At 71.4% G+C, this 13,950-nt stretch carries 11 protein-coding genes; 4 read left to right on the top strand and 7 right to left on the bottom strand.

Features of this window, described 5'->3' with window-relative positions:
- Positions 1–39: 39 nt before the first annotated feature.
- Positions 40–984 (bottom strand): phosphate/phosphite/phosphonate ABC transporter substrate-binding protein, encoded by a 945-nt coding sequence (locus LAJ50_RS08000; RefSeq protein WP_224096558.1) that lies wholly within the window; start codon positions 982–984, stop codon positions 40–42.
- Between the two features lie 41 nt (positions 985–1,025).
- Positions 1,026–1,808: an RNA methyltransferase gene (locus tag LAJ50_RS07995; protein WP_138652783.1), complete on the bottom strand. Its 783-nt coding sequence runs from the start codon at positions 1,806–1,808 to the stop codon at positions 1,026–1,028.
- Positions 1,809–2,048: 240 nt separating this feature from the next.
- Between LAJ50_RS07995 and LAJ50_RS07990 the strand changes: the two genes are divergently transcribed.
- Positions 2,049–2,876 (top strand): inositol monophosphatase family protein, encoded by an 828-nt coding sequence (locus tag LAJ50_RS07990; RefSeq protein ID WP_130551893.1) that lies wholly within the window; start codon positions 2,049–2,051, stop codon positions 2,874–2,876.
- A gap of 375 nt (positions 2,877–3,251) precedes the next feature.
- Here the strand turns inward: LAJ50_RS07990 and LAJ50_RS07985 are convergent, their stop codons facing one another.
- The 4 genes from LAJ50_RS07985 to LAJ50_RS07970 all read right to left on the bottom strand — a co-directional run bounded on the left by LAJ50_RS07985 (position 3,252) and on the right by LAJ50_RS07970 (position 8,844).
- Positions 3,252–3,395 (bottom strand): hypothetical protein, encoded by a 144-nt coding sequence (locus LAJ50_RS07985; RefSeq protein ID WP_165424153.1) that lies wholly within the window; start codon positions 3,393–3,395, stop codon positions 3,252–3,254.
- A 125-nt stretch (positions 3,396–3,520) separates the two neighbouring features.
- Positions 3,521–4,909: a UDP-N-acetylmuramoyl-L-alanine--D-glutamate ligase gene (gene murD, locus LAJ50_RS07980; RefSeq protein WP_138652781.1), complete on the bottom strand. Its 1,389-nt coding sequence runs from the start codon at positions 4,907–4,909 to the stop codon at positions 3,521–3,523.
- Positions 4,890–6,254 carry a UDP-N-acetyl-alpha-D-muramoyl-L-alanyl-L-glutamate epimerase gene (gene murL, locus LAJ50_RS07975; protein ID WP_138652779.1) on the bottom strand — a complete coding sequence of 455 codons (1,365 nt, stop codon included), beginning with the start codon at positions 6,252–6,254 and terminating at the stop codon, positions 4,890–4,892. Before murL ends, murD begins: the two co-directional genes overlap by 20 nt.
- Positions 6,247–8,844 carry a bifunctional aspartate kinase/diaminopimelate decarboxylase gene (locus LAJ50_RS07970; protein WP_138652777.1) on the bottom strand — a complete coding sequence of 866 codons (2,598 nt, stop codon included), beginning with the start codon at positions 8,842–8,844 and terminating at the stop codon, positions 6,247–6,249. Before LAJ50_RS07970 ends, murL begins: the two co-directional genes overlap by 8 nt.
- 108 nt (positions 8,845–8,952) lie before the next feature.
- On the opposite strand from LAJ50_RS07970, the gene LAJ50_RS07965 reads away from it, so the two are divergent.
- The 3 genes from LAJ50_RS07965 to LAJ50_RS07955 all read left to right on the top strand — a co-directional run bounded on the left by LAJ50_RS07965 (position 8,953) and on the right by LAJ50_RS07955 (position 12,519).
- A complete protein-coding gene (locus LAJ50_RS07965) occupies positions 8,953–9,843 on the top strand; it encodes a PhzF family phenazine biosynthesis protein (RefSeq protein WP_138652775.1) in 891 nt (296 codons plus the stop codon).
- A gap of 53 nt (positions 9,844–9,896) precedes the next feature.
- The gene (locus LAJ50_RS07960; protein ID WP_138652773.1) at positions 9,897–10,775 is read left to right on the top strand and encodes a PhzF family phenazine biosynthesis protein; all 879 of its coding nucleotides are present in this window, start codon (positions 9,897–9,899) and stop codon (positions 10,773–10,775) included.
- A 148-nt stretch (positions 10,776–10,923) separates the two neighbouring features.
- The gene (locus LAJ50_RS07955; RefSeq protein WP_171044581.1) at positions 10,924–12,519 is read left to right on the top strand and encodes an IclR family transcriptional regulator C-terminal domain-containing protein; all 1,596 of its coding nucleotides are present in this window, start codon (positions 10,924–10,926) and stop codon (positions 12,517–12,519) included.
- 716 nt (positions 12,520–13,235) lie between these two features.
- Here LAJ50_RS07955 and LAJ50_RS07950 read toward each other — a convergent pair.
- A complete protein-coding gene (locus LAJ50_RS07950) occupies positions 13,236–13,865 on the bottom strand; it encodes a glycine zipper 2TM domain-containing protein (RefSeq protein ID WP_138652769.1) in 630 nt (209 codons plus the stop codon).
- Between the last annotated feature and the right edge of the window lie 85 nt (positions 13,866–13,950).

Genomic DNA, 13,950 nt, shown 5'->3' with positions numbered 1-13,950 from the left:
GCTGGGACTGCAGGCCGAAGCGGGTCCTGCCCTGGGTGTTCACTCGACCTGCTCGCGGACGCGCGCGCCGGCCTGGCGCACATGCTCGAGCGCGTCGAGCGCCGCGCCATCCAGCTCCAGGAATCGGGTGGTGCCGAAGAAGCGTTTCATCGCATCGCGCGCCTGCGGGTCCTTCGAGGCCTGCAGCAGCACCTGGCGCAGGCGCTCGCGCACGGCCGGCGCCATCCCGGGCCGGACCATCTCCAGCGCGCGCGGGAAGTCGGGCGACTGCGCCAGCACGCGCATGTTGCGGCGGAACGCCGTCGGCATGCGCCGCTCGTCCTTCCAGTCCAGGTTGTTCAGCGCACCGGCCTCGACCATCCCCTTGTCGACCCAGGCGGCGATGTTGAATTCCGACCGCGCGAACACATAGCCCACCGACTGCGCGTCGGGCCGGTCGCGCGGCGAGAGCAGGATCTCCAGCGGCAGATGCGCCTCGAGCAGCATCGAGGCCGGCACGATGTAGGAACTGGTCGAGCCCACGCCCTGCAGCGCGATCGAGCGGCCGCGCAGGTCGGCCAGCGAGGTCAGGCCGGAATCGGCGCGGGCGAAGATCAGCGTGTGATAGAAGCTGGCGCCGCCGCGCTCGGTCAGCAGCAGCGGCTGTGCGCCGGTGCGGCGCTGCAGCTCCATGCCGGTGCCGGCGGTCTCGGTGACCCAGTCCACCCGGCCTCGACGCAGGTAGCTGCTCATCTGCCGGGCATCGCGCGCCATCAGGATGCGACCGCCGGTGATGCCCACATCGCCCATGCGCGCCACCACATAGTCCAGCAGCGGCTTGAGCTGGGCGTAATGGTCCTTGGGGCTGTCGCTGATGCGCCCCAGCACCAGGACGTGCGGATCGTCGTCACCGGTCGCGGGGGCGGCCCGCAGGGGCATCGCCGTCACCGCCAACACCAGCAGCACGCCAAGGAGCCAGTAGCGCAAGACGGAGACTTCCGCGATGGAGAGGCGTCAGCCTAGCTGACTTTGCCGCCACCGGACAATCACGTGCCGCCGGGCTGTCCGGCGAGCCGCGCCATGCGCTGGCAGTCGGCCAGGATGCCGCGCAGCAGCCGGACTTCCTTCTCGTCCAGGCCGGCGCGCAGGTACAGACGGCGCAGCTTGCGCATGGCCGATTCGGGCGCGCGGCCCTTGTGGAAATCGACCTGGTCCAGCGTCTGGGCCAGCTGGGCGAAGAAGCCTTCGAGCTGCGCATGGGTGGCCGGCGCGACCGCGGAATCGCTCTGCTCCGCTTCGGCCAGCGATCCGGCATCCCGTGCCTCGCGCAGCGCCAGGCGCATCTCGTAGGCCAGCACCTGCACCGCGGCGGCCAGGTTGAGTGAGCTGTAGTCGGGATTGGCGTCGATGTGCACGGCCGCGTGGCACAGCTGCAGCTCCTCATTGGTCAGCCCCGTGCGCTCGCGGCCGAACAGCAGCGCCACCGGCGCCTGCTGCGCCACCTGCGCCAGCCGCGCGGCGGCCTGTCGCGGGCTGTGCTCCTCCAACTGCACCCGGCGGCTGCGCGCGGTGCAGCCCAGCACCAGCTGGCAGTCGGCCAGCGCGGCGGCCAGGTCGTCGGTGACCCGCGCGTCGGCGAGCAGGTCGTCCGCGCCGGCGGCGCGGCGAAAGGCGTCCTCGTGCGGATACTTCTCCGGCTGCACCAGCACCAGCTGGGCCAGGCCCATGGTCTTGAGCGCGCGCGCGGCCGCGCCGATGTTGCCGGGGTGCTGGGTGCCGACCAGCACGAAGCGGATGCGCGCGACGGCGCTGGGATCGATGGTGTCCATGCGGGGATTCTAGTGGAGCGGGGAACGCGCGGAGAGGAACGAGGACCGGGTGACAGGCCGTGGCGACCGACCCGCCCCCACGCGTTCTTCGTTGCTCGGCGCTCGTTCCTGGCCCTCGCCGGAGGCACGGGCCAGTCGGGCAACGGGCGCAGTGCTAGAATGCGCGGTCCGGCCGCCGCGCCGGCCTGCTCTTTCCACCTGCCGCGTGACACACGCCCCGCCTGACCGAGGTCGCTTCGCATGCTCAATCCCGTCGTCACCGTCATGACCAAGGCCGCGCGCGTCGGGGGCAACGTGCTGCTGCGGAGCATGAACAAGCTCGAGAGCCTCAACGTGGTCCAGAAGGACCGCATGGACTACGCCAGCGAAGTCGATGCCGACGCCGAGAAGGCCATCATCAAGGAGCTGCGCCGCGCCTACCCCGAGTACGGCGTGATCGGCGAGGAAGGCGGCGTGCTGCCTGGCAAGAACCCGCGCTACCACTGGGTCATCGATCCGCTGGACGGCACCAGCAACTACCTGCACGGCTTCCCGCACTTCTGCGTCTCCATCGCCCTGGTGGACAACGGCGAGCCCAGCGACGCGGTGATCTTCGATCCGCTGCGCAACGAGCTGTTCACCGCCAGCCGCGGCGCCGGTGCGCAGCTCAACGAGCGCAAGATCCGCGTGTCGGACCGCAAGGAACTGACCGGCGCGATGCTGCACACCGGCTTCCCGCCGCGTGAGCGCGCCCGCGTCGGCGCCCAGCTCGAATGCGTGCGCGAACTGCTCAACCACGCCGAGGACATCCGGCGCACCGGCTCGGCCGCGCTGGACCTGGCCTACGTGGCCTGCGGCCGCGCCGACGCCTACTTCGAGGCCGGCGTGAAGGCCTGGGACATCGCCGCCGGCGTGCTGCTGGTGCGCGAGGCCGGCGGCAAGGCCAGCGACTTCAAGGGCGCCGCGCTGGCGCGCATGGACGACGGCACCAAGGCCGAGGGCCGCCAGGTCATCGCCGGCAACCTGCGGGTGGCCGATGCGGTGCAGAAGGTGGTGGCGCAGTCGGGGTATGCGGCGGCGTTTGCTTGATGGGGCTTGCGGCCTTGGCGCTTCAAGGCTTCAAGCAGGCGCTTTGAAGCAAGAGCTCTAAATCCAAGGCTTTTAAGCCAAGGCTTTTAAGCAGGAGCAAAGCTTTCGCGCCTGCGGGCGCGAGCTACTTTTGTCTTGTCAAAAGTAGCCAAAACCGCTTCTCGCCGGGACGCGAGCCGCCGCTGCGCGGCGGTCCCCTGCGCTTCTCGGAAGACGGGGCACGGGGCCCAAACTCGCTTCGCTCAAACAGGGCCCCTCTTCGGCCCCGTCTTCCTGCGATGCTCGGCTCGCTTTACGGCTCAGACAGGTAAAGCAACGGCAACAACAACGACCACGGCAACAGCAGTAGCAACGACAACAGCCGAAGCAGCTCTCTCAGATCGTCATTCCCGCGAAAGCGGGAATCCAGGGACTTTGCTCTTTGCGGTTGCGGTTGCTGTCGCTCTCAATCGCGTTGTAAAGCAAAGCGGAGAGGCAGGAGCCGCTACCGTAAGGCCAACCTGAAAAGCGTTCGGCCATGCAAGCATCTCTTGTACAAGCAAGAAAGTAGATCTTTTCGCGGAGCGGCACGAAAGCGCTCGGCTTACAGCGTAAAGGCCCCGGCGATCTCGCCCCAACTCACGCGCACGACCGCGCGCAAGCCCTCAAGCTACCCCTAAACCTGGTATCGCCACAATCGCCTCGGGATCAAACCCCGCGATCCGCGCGAAATCCTTGCCGCGTTCGACGTAGTCGCGATACATGCCGAAACTCGGCGCGCCCGGCGACAGCAGCACGACGCCCTGCCCCTCCAGCATCGCCTCGGCCTGGTGCACCGCCGAAGACAGGTCAGGCGCGGCGGCCAGCAGGAAGCCGCCCTCGCCCGCCACCGCCTCCAGTAGCGCATGGATGCGCGGGCCGTTCGCGCCCAGGGTCACGATGCCCACCGGCGCGTGCTCGCGCATCGCCTGCGCGAAGTCGTGCCAGTTCAGCCCCCGGTCGTGCCCACCCACCAGCAGCGCGATGCGCTGCCCGGCGAAGCAGTCCAGCGCCGCCAGCGTGGCGTGCGGGGTGGTGGCGATCGAATCGTTGACGTAGGTCAGGCCGCCGCGCGTGCCGAGGGTCTGCAGGCGGTTGGGCAGCGGACGGAAGTCGAGCGCGGCCGGCGCCAGCGGCGCCGCGTCCAGGCCCAGTGCCTCGATCGCCGCCAGCACCGCGCACAGGTTGCCGCGGTTGTGGCGACCGGGCAGCGGCACCGCGCGCGTGTCGAACACCTGCGCATCGCCGCGATACAGCAGCTCGCCGCGCAGGTGCCAGCCGTCCTCGCGGTTGAACCAGACGATGCGGCTATCGGGCAGCACCAGCTGCGACAGCACCGGATCGCGCGCGTTGAGCACGGCGGTGCGCGGCGCGGCGCGCGTGACCAGCGCGAGCTTGTCCTCGATGTAGCGCTGCTCGCTGCCGTGCCAGTCCAGGTGCTCGGGGAACAGGTTCAGCACCACCGCCACCTCGGGGCGCACGCCGCTGTCGGTGACCGCGCCGGTCTGGTAGCTGGACAGCTCGATCGCCCACAGTGCCGGCGCGGGCCGCGGGTCCATCACCTCCAGCAGCGGCAGGCCGATGTTCCCGGCCAGCGCGGTGCGCTGGCCGCCGGCGCGCAGCAGGTGGGCCAGCAGCGCGGTGGTGGTGCTCTTGCCCTTGGTGCCGGTCACGCACACGGTGCGCGCATCAGGATGTTCGGCGAACCACAGCGCCGTGCCCCCCAGCAGACGCGCGCCAGCGGCCTGCGCTTCCAGCGCCTCGGGCGAATACGGGCTGATGCCAGGCGACTTGATGACCACGTCGAAGCCGCCCAGCGCCTCACCGGTGACCTCGACTTGCGGGAACAGCAGCGGGTCGCCCAGCGCCGCGGCCTGCGCCGCCTCGGCCGGGCTGCAGAACAGGGTCAGCGCCTGACCGGGCAGCCGGCTGCGCAGCAGGGCGTGGGCGGCGCGCCCCTCGCGCCCCCAGCCCCACAGCGCGACGCGCCGGCCCTCAAGCTGCGAAATTCGCACGCAGCTGCTCCCACAGGGCCGGCGGGATGCGGTGCTCGCCCTCGGGCTGCAGCAGCGGGGCGATCTGCAGGTCGGCCGCGTCCAGCTGCGGGGCGATCTCGCGGTTGAAGCGCGCCACCAGCGCGTCCTCGCGCCACTCTGGACGCTGGCCCAGCGCGGCCATCGCCGCGCGCGATTCGCGTCCCTCGCCCACGCATTCGAACGGCTTGTGGTCCTGGTATTCCAGCAGCGCATCGAAGCCGGCGGTCTGTGCGGCGTCGTCCAGCAGGTTGCGGCCGAAGATGTTCAGCAGGCGCGGTTTGGGCATGAAGTTGCTCAGCGCCAGGAACACGAAGTGGCACTTGGGGCACTGCCCGCACCAGCGGTTGACCGGGCGCTCGCCCAGGATGTGGAAGTTGCGGTTGCAGCTGGAAAAGTGCGCGTCGTAGTGGTCGGTCTTGGCGAACTGCCGCGCCACGGCCAGTTCGGACAGCGGCCGCAGCAGCGAGTAATAGTGCAGGTCGGCGGCGACGAAGCGCTGCACGTGCGCGCCGAACAGCGACTCGAACGCCCAGCCCTTGGACCACTGGTGGTTCACCTCGCCGGTGCCGGGGATCAGGCTGCCGTAGCTGGCCGAACGCTCGTTGGAGAACACCACCTGGTCCACCCCGCGCAGCAGCGCGGCCACCACCAGGATGGCCGAGTTGATCGCGGTCACCGGGATATGGCCGTTGTAGGCGCCCTGGCGGTTGAGTTCGAACAGCGCCGGCGCCAGCGCGCGGCCGATGTTGAGCGTGGGCAGGCCGGTGCGCGCCGCGCAGGCGGCGATCAGCTGCGAGCCGCCGATCCAGCTCACCGTCTGCGCCACGCCGGCCTGGCGCAGCGCCTCGATGGACACCAGCGAATCCTTGCCGCCGCCGATGGCCACCAGCGCGTGCGGCGCCAGGCCCAGCGTGGGCGCCGGCGCGGCATCGGCCGCCTCGCTGGCGGGGAAGCGGATGCGCCCGTGCAAGTCCAGGCCGTTGCGATAGGCGAACTCGCCCAGGCCGTGGGTGTAGAGGTCCTCCATCAGTGCGGCGGTGTCCGCGTCGATGGGCTCGCCCTCGATCACCAGCTCGGGCGGCACGGCCGCCTTGTAGTAGCTCACGCCGGCGATCAGGTGCAGCAGGCGCAGCGCACGCCGCATCGCGTGTTCGCGCGCGGCATCCAGTGCGAACGGCGCGCCGGGGAAGCTCACCGTCTCCACCAGTTCCGGGCCCTGGTCGAAGGCGTAGCGCAGGCGCGCCACGCCGGTGGTCGGGTCGAAGTCGCAGCCGCTGAAACGGAACTGCTTGACCGTCTCGCGCTGGAACGTCCAGTCAGACATCGAGAATCGTCTCCTTGGGCAGCGCGCGCTGGTTGTAGGCGCTGGCCATGCTGTAGCCGTAGGCGCCGGCGTCGGCGATGAGCATGACGTCGCCCGGCGCGGTCGCCGCCGGCAGCGCGCGGCGGCGGCCGAACACGTCGGAGGATTCGCAGATCGGCCCGACCACGTCGAAGCTGGCCGTGGCCGCGTCGTCCAGGCGGCTGAGGTTGGCGATGTCGTGCCAGGCGTCGTACAGCGCCGGGCGGATCAGGGTGTTCATGCCCGCATCCAGGCCCACGCGCAGCACCTCGTCCTTCTCGATCACCTGGGTGGCGTGGGCCAGCAGCACGCCGGCCTCGGCCACCAGGTAGCGGCCCGGCTCGATGGCCAGGCGGAAGGCCGGATGCACGGCCTTGACCTCTTCCAGCCCGCGCGACCAGGCGTCCAGGTCGAAGGGCTCGTCGTCGGCGTGATAGGGGATGGGCAGACCGCCGCCGATGTCGATCACCTCGATGGTGCCGATGCGGCGGGCGAAGCCGGCCAGCTCGTCGCACATCAGACGCCAGTGGCCCTCGGCCTCCACGCCGCTGCCCAGGTGCGCATGCAGCCCGGTCAGGGTGATGTTGAGGCTGCGCGCCAGCGCGACGAACTCGTCCACGCGCGCGGCCGACAGGCCGAACTTGGACGCTTTGCCGCCGGTGTTGACCTTCTCGTGGTGGCCATCGCCGTGGCCCAGGTCCACGCGCAGCCACAGGCTGCGGCCCTTGAAGACCTCCGGCCAGCGCTGCAGCGCCTCGACGCTGTCGATGGTGACGTTGACGCCGAGCGCCAGCGCCGCCTCGTACTCGTGCCGGGGCGCGAAGCTCGGGGTGAACAGCACCCGGCGCGGCTCCAGCTGCGGCAGCGCGGCGAAGACGTGCTCCAGCTCGCCCAGCGACACGCATTCCAGGCCGAAGCCCTCCTCCACCAGCGTGCGCAGGATGGCCGGATGCGAGTTGGCCTTGATCGCGTAGAAGCGCTGGTCGATCTGCGCGATCGCGGCCAGCGCGCGGGCGCGCTCGCGCACGGTCGGCAGGTGGTAGGCGTAGACCGGCGTGCCGGCCTGGGCCAGGTCCAGCAGCTGCGTGCGGCGGGCCTGCCACCACGGCGCGGGGCGCGGGCGCAGCGCGCCGTTGAGTTCGCGCCAGCGCGGCCCGAACACGCTGGTCTCCTCCACCGGCATGGCGCCCGAATCGATCAGTTCGCCGTGCAGGATCGGCAGCAGGCCGTCGGCATCGGCCTCGTCGATGACGAAGGTCAGGTTCAGATCGTTGGACGACTGCGAGATCAGGTGCACGCGCTCCTTGCCGAAGGTCGCCCACACGTCCGACAGCTTGTGCAGCAGCGAACGCATGCCGCGGCCGACCAGGGTGATGGCCGCGCACGGCGCGATCACCTTGACCCGGCAGATCTCGGCCAGGTCCGAGGACAGCGCGGCCAGCACGTCGGTGCTGACCAGGTTCTCCGACGGATCCAGCGACACGGTGACGTTGGTCTCCGACGAACCGATCAGGTCCACCGACAGGCCGTGCTTCTTGAAGCGCGCGAACACATCGGCCAGGAAGCCGACCTGCTGCCACATGCCGATGCCTTCCATCGACACCAGCACGATGCCGTTGCGGCGGCTGATCGCCTTGACCCCGGGGATGGTGACCGCGTTGCCGTCGATGCTGGTGCCCGGCAGCTCGGGGCGCTCGGTGTCCAGGATCGCCATCGGCACGCCGGCGTCGCGGCAGGGCTTGATCGAACGCGGGTGCAGCACCTTGGCGCCGGTGGTGGCGATTTCCTGCGCCTCGAAGTAGTCCAGGCGCGTGAGCAGCCGCGCGTCCGGCACTTCCTTCGGATTGGCGCTGAACATGCCGGGCACGTCGGTCCAGATCTCCACGCGCCGGGCCTTGAGCAGCGCGCCGAAGTACGCCGCCGAGGTGTCCGAGCCGCCGCGGCCCAGGATCGCGGTGCCGCCGTCGCCGTGGCGGGCGATGAAGCCCTGGCTGATCAGCACGCGCGTGGGCTGGGTGCGGAAGCGCGCGCGCCAGTCGTCGCTGCCGCGCGGATCGCACGACACCGACAGGCGCTGGGCCCAGGCGCTCTGGTTGGGGATGGTCATCGCATCGAGCCACTCGCGCGCGTCGCACCAGCCGATGTCCAGGCCGTTGGCGGCCAGATAGGCCGCGCCGATGGTCGAGGACAGCAGCTCGCCCTGGCCCAGCACCTCGGCCTGCCAGTCCAGCGCGCGGCTGGCCGCGCGCGGATCGGTGGTGAGCGCACGCAGCGCGGCCAGGCGCTGGCCCAGCACGGCCTCGGCATCCAGTTCCAGTTCGGCCAGGAATTCGCGGTGGCGCAGCTCCAGCGCGGCCACGCGCGCCTCGGCGTCGTGGGCGCCGTCGGCGATCGCGGTCAGTTCGTTGGTGACGCCCGACAGCGCCGAGACCACCACCAGCACGCGCGCGTCGTGTTCCTCGGCGCGTTTTTTGGCCAGCTTCCCGATGGTGTCCCAGCGATGACGACGCGACACCGAGGTGCCGCCGAACTTGAGCACGATCCAGCGATCGTTCGGGGGGGAAGCGGACATGGGGGCTTTGCGGTCTACGATGGGGAGGAAAAACCCGATCACGCGGGCGGAACCTGCAATTCTAATGGAACACGCCCAGCCAAGCCCCCGCGGCCCCAGGACCCGACCATGATCCAGCGCCGCTACCTGCAGCTCGACGTCTTCGCCGACCGCCCCGGCGCGGGCAATCCGCTGGGCGTGGTGGTCGATGCCCACGCGCTGGACACCGCGGCCATGCAGGCGCTGGCCGCCTGGCTGAACCTGTCCGAGACGGTCTTCTTCCAGCCCCTGGGCGGCTACGGCGCCGACTACCACGTGCGCATCTTCTCGCCGAGAAGCGAGCTGCCCTTCGCGGGCCACCCCAGCGTGGGCGCCGCCTGGGCCGCCCTGTCCCTGGGCCTGGTGCGGTCCGAGCACCTGCACGCGCAGGCGGCGGGCGAGGTCGACCTGATCCAGCAGTGCGCCGCCGGGATGCTGCCGGTGCGGGTGCGCCAGGCCGACGGCGCGCGCCGGATCTCGGTGCGCACCCCGCGCGCGGTGCACCGCTTCGACGTGCCGCCGCCGGCCTGGCTGCTGGCGCCGCAGGTATTCGGCGCGGCCCGCGGTCCGCTGCCGCCGGCGCTGTACAACAACGGCCCGGACTGGTGGCTGCTGGAACTGGCCGACGAGGCCGCGCTGCGCGCCTGGCAGCCGGATCTGGGGCAGATCGCCCTGCTGCCGGGCAAGGGCAAGCTGGCCGCCTTCGCGCGCAGCCACGGCGGCCGCCATGACCTGACGGTGCGCGCCTTCGCCCCGGTCAGCGGCGTGCCGGAAGACCCGGTCACCGGCAGCGCCAATGGCCTGATCGCCGCCTGGCTGCACGCGCGCCAGGCCCTGCCCGGCCGCCACGGCCGCTACACCGCCAGCCAGGGCCGTGAGCTCGGCCGCGACGGCCTGGTCGAGGTGGAGGTGGATGCCGAGGGCGAGGTCTGGATCGGCGGGCAGGTCCAGGGCGTGCTCGAGGGCACCCTGCGCTGGTGAGACCGCGGCGCGCTGCTACCCTGCACGCCCGTCCCCCAGCCGCCCCGGTGCCCATGCAATCGCGTCGTTTCCTGCAGGTCGATGTGTTCTCCGCGCGCCCCGGCAACGGCAACCCGCTGGCGGTGGTGCTGGATGCGCAGGGGCTGGACGAGGCCGCCATGCAGGCCATCGCGCGCTGGACCAAGCTGCCGGAGACGACCTTCGTGTTCCCGGCGCAGGACGAGGGCGCCAGCTACCGGCTGCGCATGTTCGCCCCGCAGAAGGAGGTGCCCTTCGCCGGCCATCCCAGCGTGGGCACCGCGCACGCGGTGCTGGCCGCGGGCCTGGCCGTGCCACGCGACGGCGTGCTGGTCCAGGATGGCATCGCCGGGCGCCTGCCGCTGCGCGTGGAGACCATCGACGGGCGCCAGCGCATCGCCATCCGCGTGCCGCGCGCCTCGGTGGCCGAAGTGGTCGACCCGGCTGAAGCGCGCCTGGCGCCGGCCATCGCCGGCTGGCCGCTGGGCGCGCTGCCGCCGGCGCTGATGGATGGCGGCCGCAAGTGGTGGGTGGTCGAACTGGCCGACGAGGCCGCGCTGCGCGGCCTGGCCCCGGACTGGGACGCGATCGCCGCGCTGGCGGAAGGCTCCGGCGCGATGGGCGTGTTCGCCTACGCCCGCGCGGCCGGCCAGCCCGACTACCAGCTGGCGGTGCGCGCCTTCGTCGGCAACGGCCGCCGCTTCGAGGACGCCGCCTCCGGCGCGGCCAACGCGGTGCTGGCCGCCTGGCTGGACCAGTGCGGCGCCCTGCCCGGCAGCGGCGGGCGCTATGTCGCCAGCCAGGGCCGCGAGGTCGGCTTCGACGCACTGCTGGAGCTGATGGTCGATGCCGGCGGCGAAGTCTGGTCCGGCGGCCAGGTGCAGACCGTGGTGCGCGGCACGCTGGACTGGTGAGGCCCAGGTTGCCCAGCGGACGGACCGATCCACCGGCGCACTCCCCGCCCCGGCCCGGTTTGCCGGACAATGCGCCGCGCGCGGCCCGCCCCGGCCGCGGCAATCTTCACTGCCCCACATCGGCCAGCGGGCCAGGATGACCGGCGACATGAGTGAGAACACGCGCAAGGCGACCGGCACCATCGAACGCGCGCTGGATGTCCTCGAGGCGATCGGCACCTCGCCCAAGGGCGTGACCTTCGCCGAGATCGCCCAGCAGGTGCAGCTGCCGCGTACCACCGCCTACCGCATGCTCAGCGGCCTGATCGAGCGCAACCTGGTCCGGCGCGAGTCCACCCGCCGCGCCTACCGGCTGGGCTTCGGCGCGCTGCAGCTGAGCCGCGAATCGCATCCGGCGCCGCAGCTGGTCGTGGCCGCCAACATCGAGCTGAACTATCTGCGCGCCATCACCGGCGAGACCACCAGCCTGTGGGTGCGCGACGGCCTGGAGGTGATCGCGCTGGAGCGCGCGCGCGGCGCGCACCGCTCCCAGGGCGACACCCACGTCGGTCAGGGCCGGCTGCTGCACGTCACCGCGGCCGGCAAGGCGCTGCTGGCGGCCATGCGTACCGGCGAGCGCAACCCGCTGCTGGCGCGGCTGCCGATGACCCCGTTCACACCCAACAGCGCCACCAGCCGCGAGCAGGTCAACGCCATGATCGCCACGGTCAAGGAGCGCGGCTACGCCATCGACGACGAGGAAAGCCGCCTGGGGGCGCGCTGCGTGGCGGCGGTGATCCGCGACATGCAGGGCGTGGTGCGCGGCGCGCTGAGCCTGTCCGGGGCGACCGAGCGCTTCACGCCCGAGCGCATGGCCGCCTTCGGCACCGAGCTGACCGAGGCCGCCCAGCGCATCGGCGAACGCCTGGCCGGCGCGGTCGAGGTCACCCACGACGACCAGGTCGCGCGCGTGCCCGGCCCGCCCGCGGCCGGCGGCGACTTCGCCACCTGGTCGGCCGCGCGCGATGCCTGGTACTGGATCGACACCGCCACCGACACCCTGCACCGCGCCAGCCAAGCCCAGGACCAGATCATCGGCACGCTGCCGGTGGCCGCGCGCGGGCTGCATGCCACGCCGATGGGCCTGGAGGTCGTGCATGGCGAAGGCATCCTGCGGCTGGATTTCGAAGGCCAGCCGGCCGCGCGCCAGCTGGACCGGCGCGGCCAGCCCGCGCCGATCGCGGCCTGCGTGCAGCCCGATGGCCGCGAATGGCAGGTCACGCCCGACCCGGCCGGCGGTTATCGCATCGCCACCTGGCTGCACACCGGCATCGCCGTGCCGGGCTGGCGCATCGACGACCCTATCGACGCGCTGTGCTGGAATCCGGCCGGCACGCGCCTGTTCGCCGCCAGCGCCACCACCGGCACGCTGTACGAGATGCGTCCGGGCGATGCGCGCATCCGTCGCCTGGCGGTGGTGCCCAAGGCCTCGGGCGAAGTGCGCGGCCTGGCCGCCGATGCGCAGGGCGATGTCTGGGTCGCCCTGCACGGCGGCTGGGCGGTGGCGCGTGTGTCGGCCGAAGGCGGCATGATGCAGGAGGTGGTCGGGCTGCCCCTGGCGTGGCCGACCAGCGTCGCGGTGGGCGGCAGCGACGGGCGACAGCTGGCGATCACGATCGCCGCCGGGCCAGACGCCACCGAGCCGTGCGCCGACGCCCCGCAAACCGGCCTCTACCTGCTCGAACGGGCGACGCCAGAGAAGTAGCGCGCGCAGTCAGGCGTGCGCAACGACAGCGTTATTCGTCGGAGTGCGGAGGGAGGTGGAACTGCTGACGTCACCAGCGTGGCGCCGGTAAGCCCCACTTCGCCCACCAGCCTCGACCCGGCCAGGCGCGGCTCCTCACTCGGGACGCCATCCGTGGCGGACCCGACGCCGCGGGCCCGCCCGGGTCGAGGCCCTGAGAGCGTAAAGATCAGGACTTCTTCCAACCCGAAGGCATCGGGCAGCGCTCTGCCCCGTCTCTTTCGCCGCAGGCGAAGGGGAGCTCGAAGTCGCGACCTAGCGATGGGCGGGGCGCTGTTGCGCTTGCTTCGCTGGCTTGACCGGGAAAGCCCCGCCCCCTCCCCATCCCTCCCCTGCGCTGCGCGCAAGGGAGGGGCCTGAAGTCGATAATTTCCCGTCACTGATCGCGTTGTGCGCGAGGAAGGGGGTTCGAACCCCACCCCCAAACCGAAGCCCTGTGACATGAAGCGCGAGGCAGCGGTCCGGCGGGCGGTGGCGGCGACCAGCGAGGCAGGACGCCGAGCGCCCCACTCAGGGGAGGATGCCCTGATGGAGGGAAAAGCGGACACCGCCCGCCGGACCGCTGCCCCTCCGAAGCCAAAGAACGCCACGCGCCGCTATTCCCATTCCCCGATCGGGAAACAAACCAATAAAAAGGGGCCTCACGGCCCCTTTGGCTTGCCACCGCCGGCAGGCTTTCAGTTCTGCGCAGCCACCACATCCACCCGCACGCGGATGCGATCGCCCGGGTTGTACGCGGTGCGGGTCTGATAGGTCCGGCCGGCGTATTCGTAGGTGACGTTGTAGCCCTCCACGTCGCCTTCGTAACGCTGGTCGGACACCGGCTCGCAGACGCGGACCGTGCCGCGCTCGGTGTGCGAGTTGTCGTAGATCGACTGGCCGGCCGCCGTGCCGGCGGCGGTGCCCACGGCGGTGCCGATCACCCGGCCCGTGCCGCCGCCGAAGCGGCTGCCCACCACCGCACCGAGCACACCGCCGGCGATGGTCGCCGCGACGCGCCCGCCCGGGGTGGCCTGGCGCTGGCCGTTGCCGTCGTAGTAATCGCCGTCGCGCGCATAGGCGTCGTCGGCATCGCGGTAATAGCACTGCTGCCGCGGGGGCGGCGGTGCGGCGATGATCGGGTCGACCCGCACTACCCGCGCATAGTCGTAGTTGCCGCCGTCGCGCCCATCGTAGTAATCGCGGCTGTTGGACGCGTCGCCATCGCCATAGCGCTGCGCGTAATAGTCCGCGTAGCGCGATTGGGCGGACACCGGGGCGATGCAGGTTGCACCGATCAACAGCAGGCCGAGCGTGGAGCGGATCATGGCAGGATCTCCGGCGCCGGATCGGCGCATGCGCGCATCCTTGGGCCGTCGCGGTGAGCCCTTCCTGAACTCGGCCCGCGGGCCC

It is taken from the genome of Pseudoxanthomonas sp. X-1 (assembly GCF_020042665.1).
GTDB classification, from domain to species: Bacteria; Pseudomonadota; Gammaproteobacteria; order Xanthomonadales; family Xanthomonadaceae; genus Pseudoxanthomonas_A; species Pseudoxanthomonas_A spadix_A.
Note: the sequence above shows the minus strand (reverse complement) of the source record. Positions and strands in the feature narration are given on the sequence as shown.

Coding starts and splice junctions, on each gene's coding strand:
- LAJ50_RS07995 (WP_138652783.1), bottom strand. CDS start 1,808: ATGGACACCATCGATCCCAGCGCCGTCGCGCGCATCCGCTTCGTGCTG.
- LAJ50_RS07990 (WP_130551893.1), top strand. CDS start 2,049: ATGCTCAATCCCGTCGTCACCGTCATGACCAAGGCCGCGCGCGTCGGG.
- LAJ50_RS07985 (WP_165424153.1), bottom strand. CDS start 3,395: ATGGCCGAACGCTTTTCAGGTTGGCCTTACGGTAGCGGCTCCTGCCTC.
- murL (WP_138652779.1), bottom strand. CDS start 6,254: ATGTCTGACTGGACGTTCCAGCGCGAGACGGTCAAGCAGTTCCGTTTC.
- LAJ50_RS07970 (WP_138652777.1), bottom strand. CDS start 8,844: ATGTCCGCTTCCCCCCCGAACGATCGCTGGATCGTGCTCAAGTTCGGC.
- LAJ50_RS07965 (WP_138652775.1), top strand. CDS start 8,953: ATGATCCAGCGCCGCTACCTGCAGCTCGACGTCTTCGCCGACCGCCCC.
- LAJ50_RS07960 (WP_138652773.1), top strand. CDS start 9,897: ATGCAATCGCGTCGTTTCCTGCAGGTCGATGTGTTCTCCGCGCGCCCC.
- LAJ50_RS07955 (WP_171044581.1), top strand. CDS start 10,924: ATGAGTGAGAACACGCGCAAGGCGACCGGCACCATCGAACGCGCGCTG.
- LAJ50_RS07950 (WP_138652769.1), bottom strand. CDS start 13,865: ATGATCCGCTCCACGCTCGGCCTGCTGTTGATCGGTGCAACCTGCATC.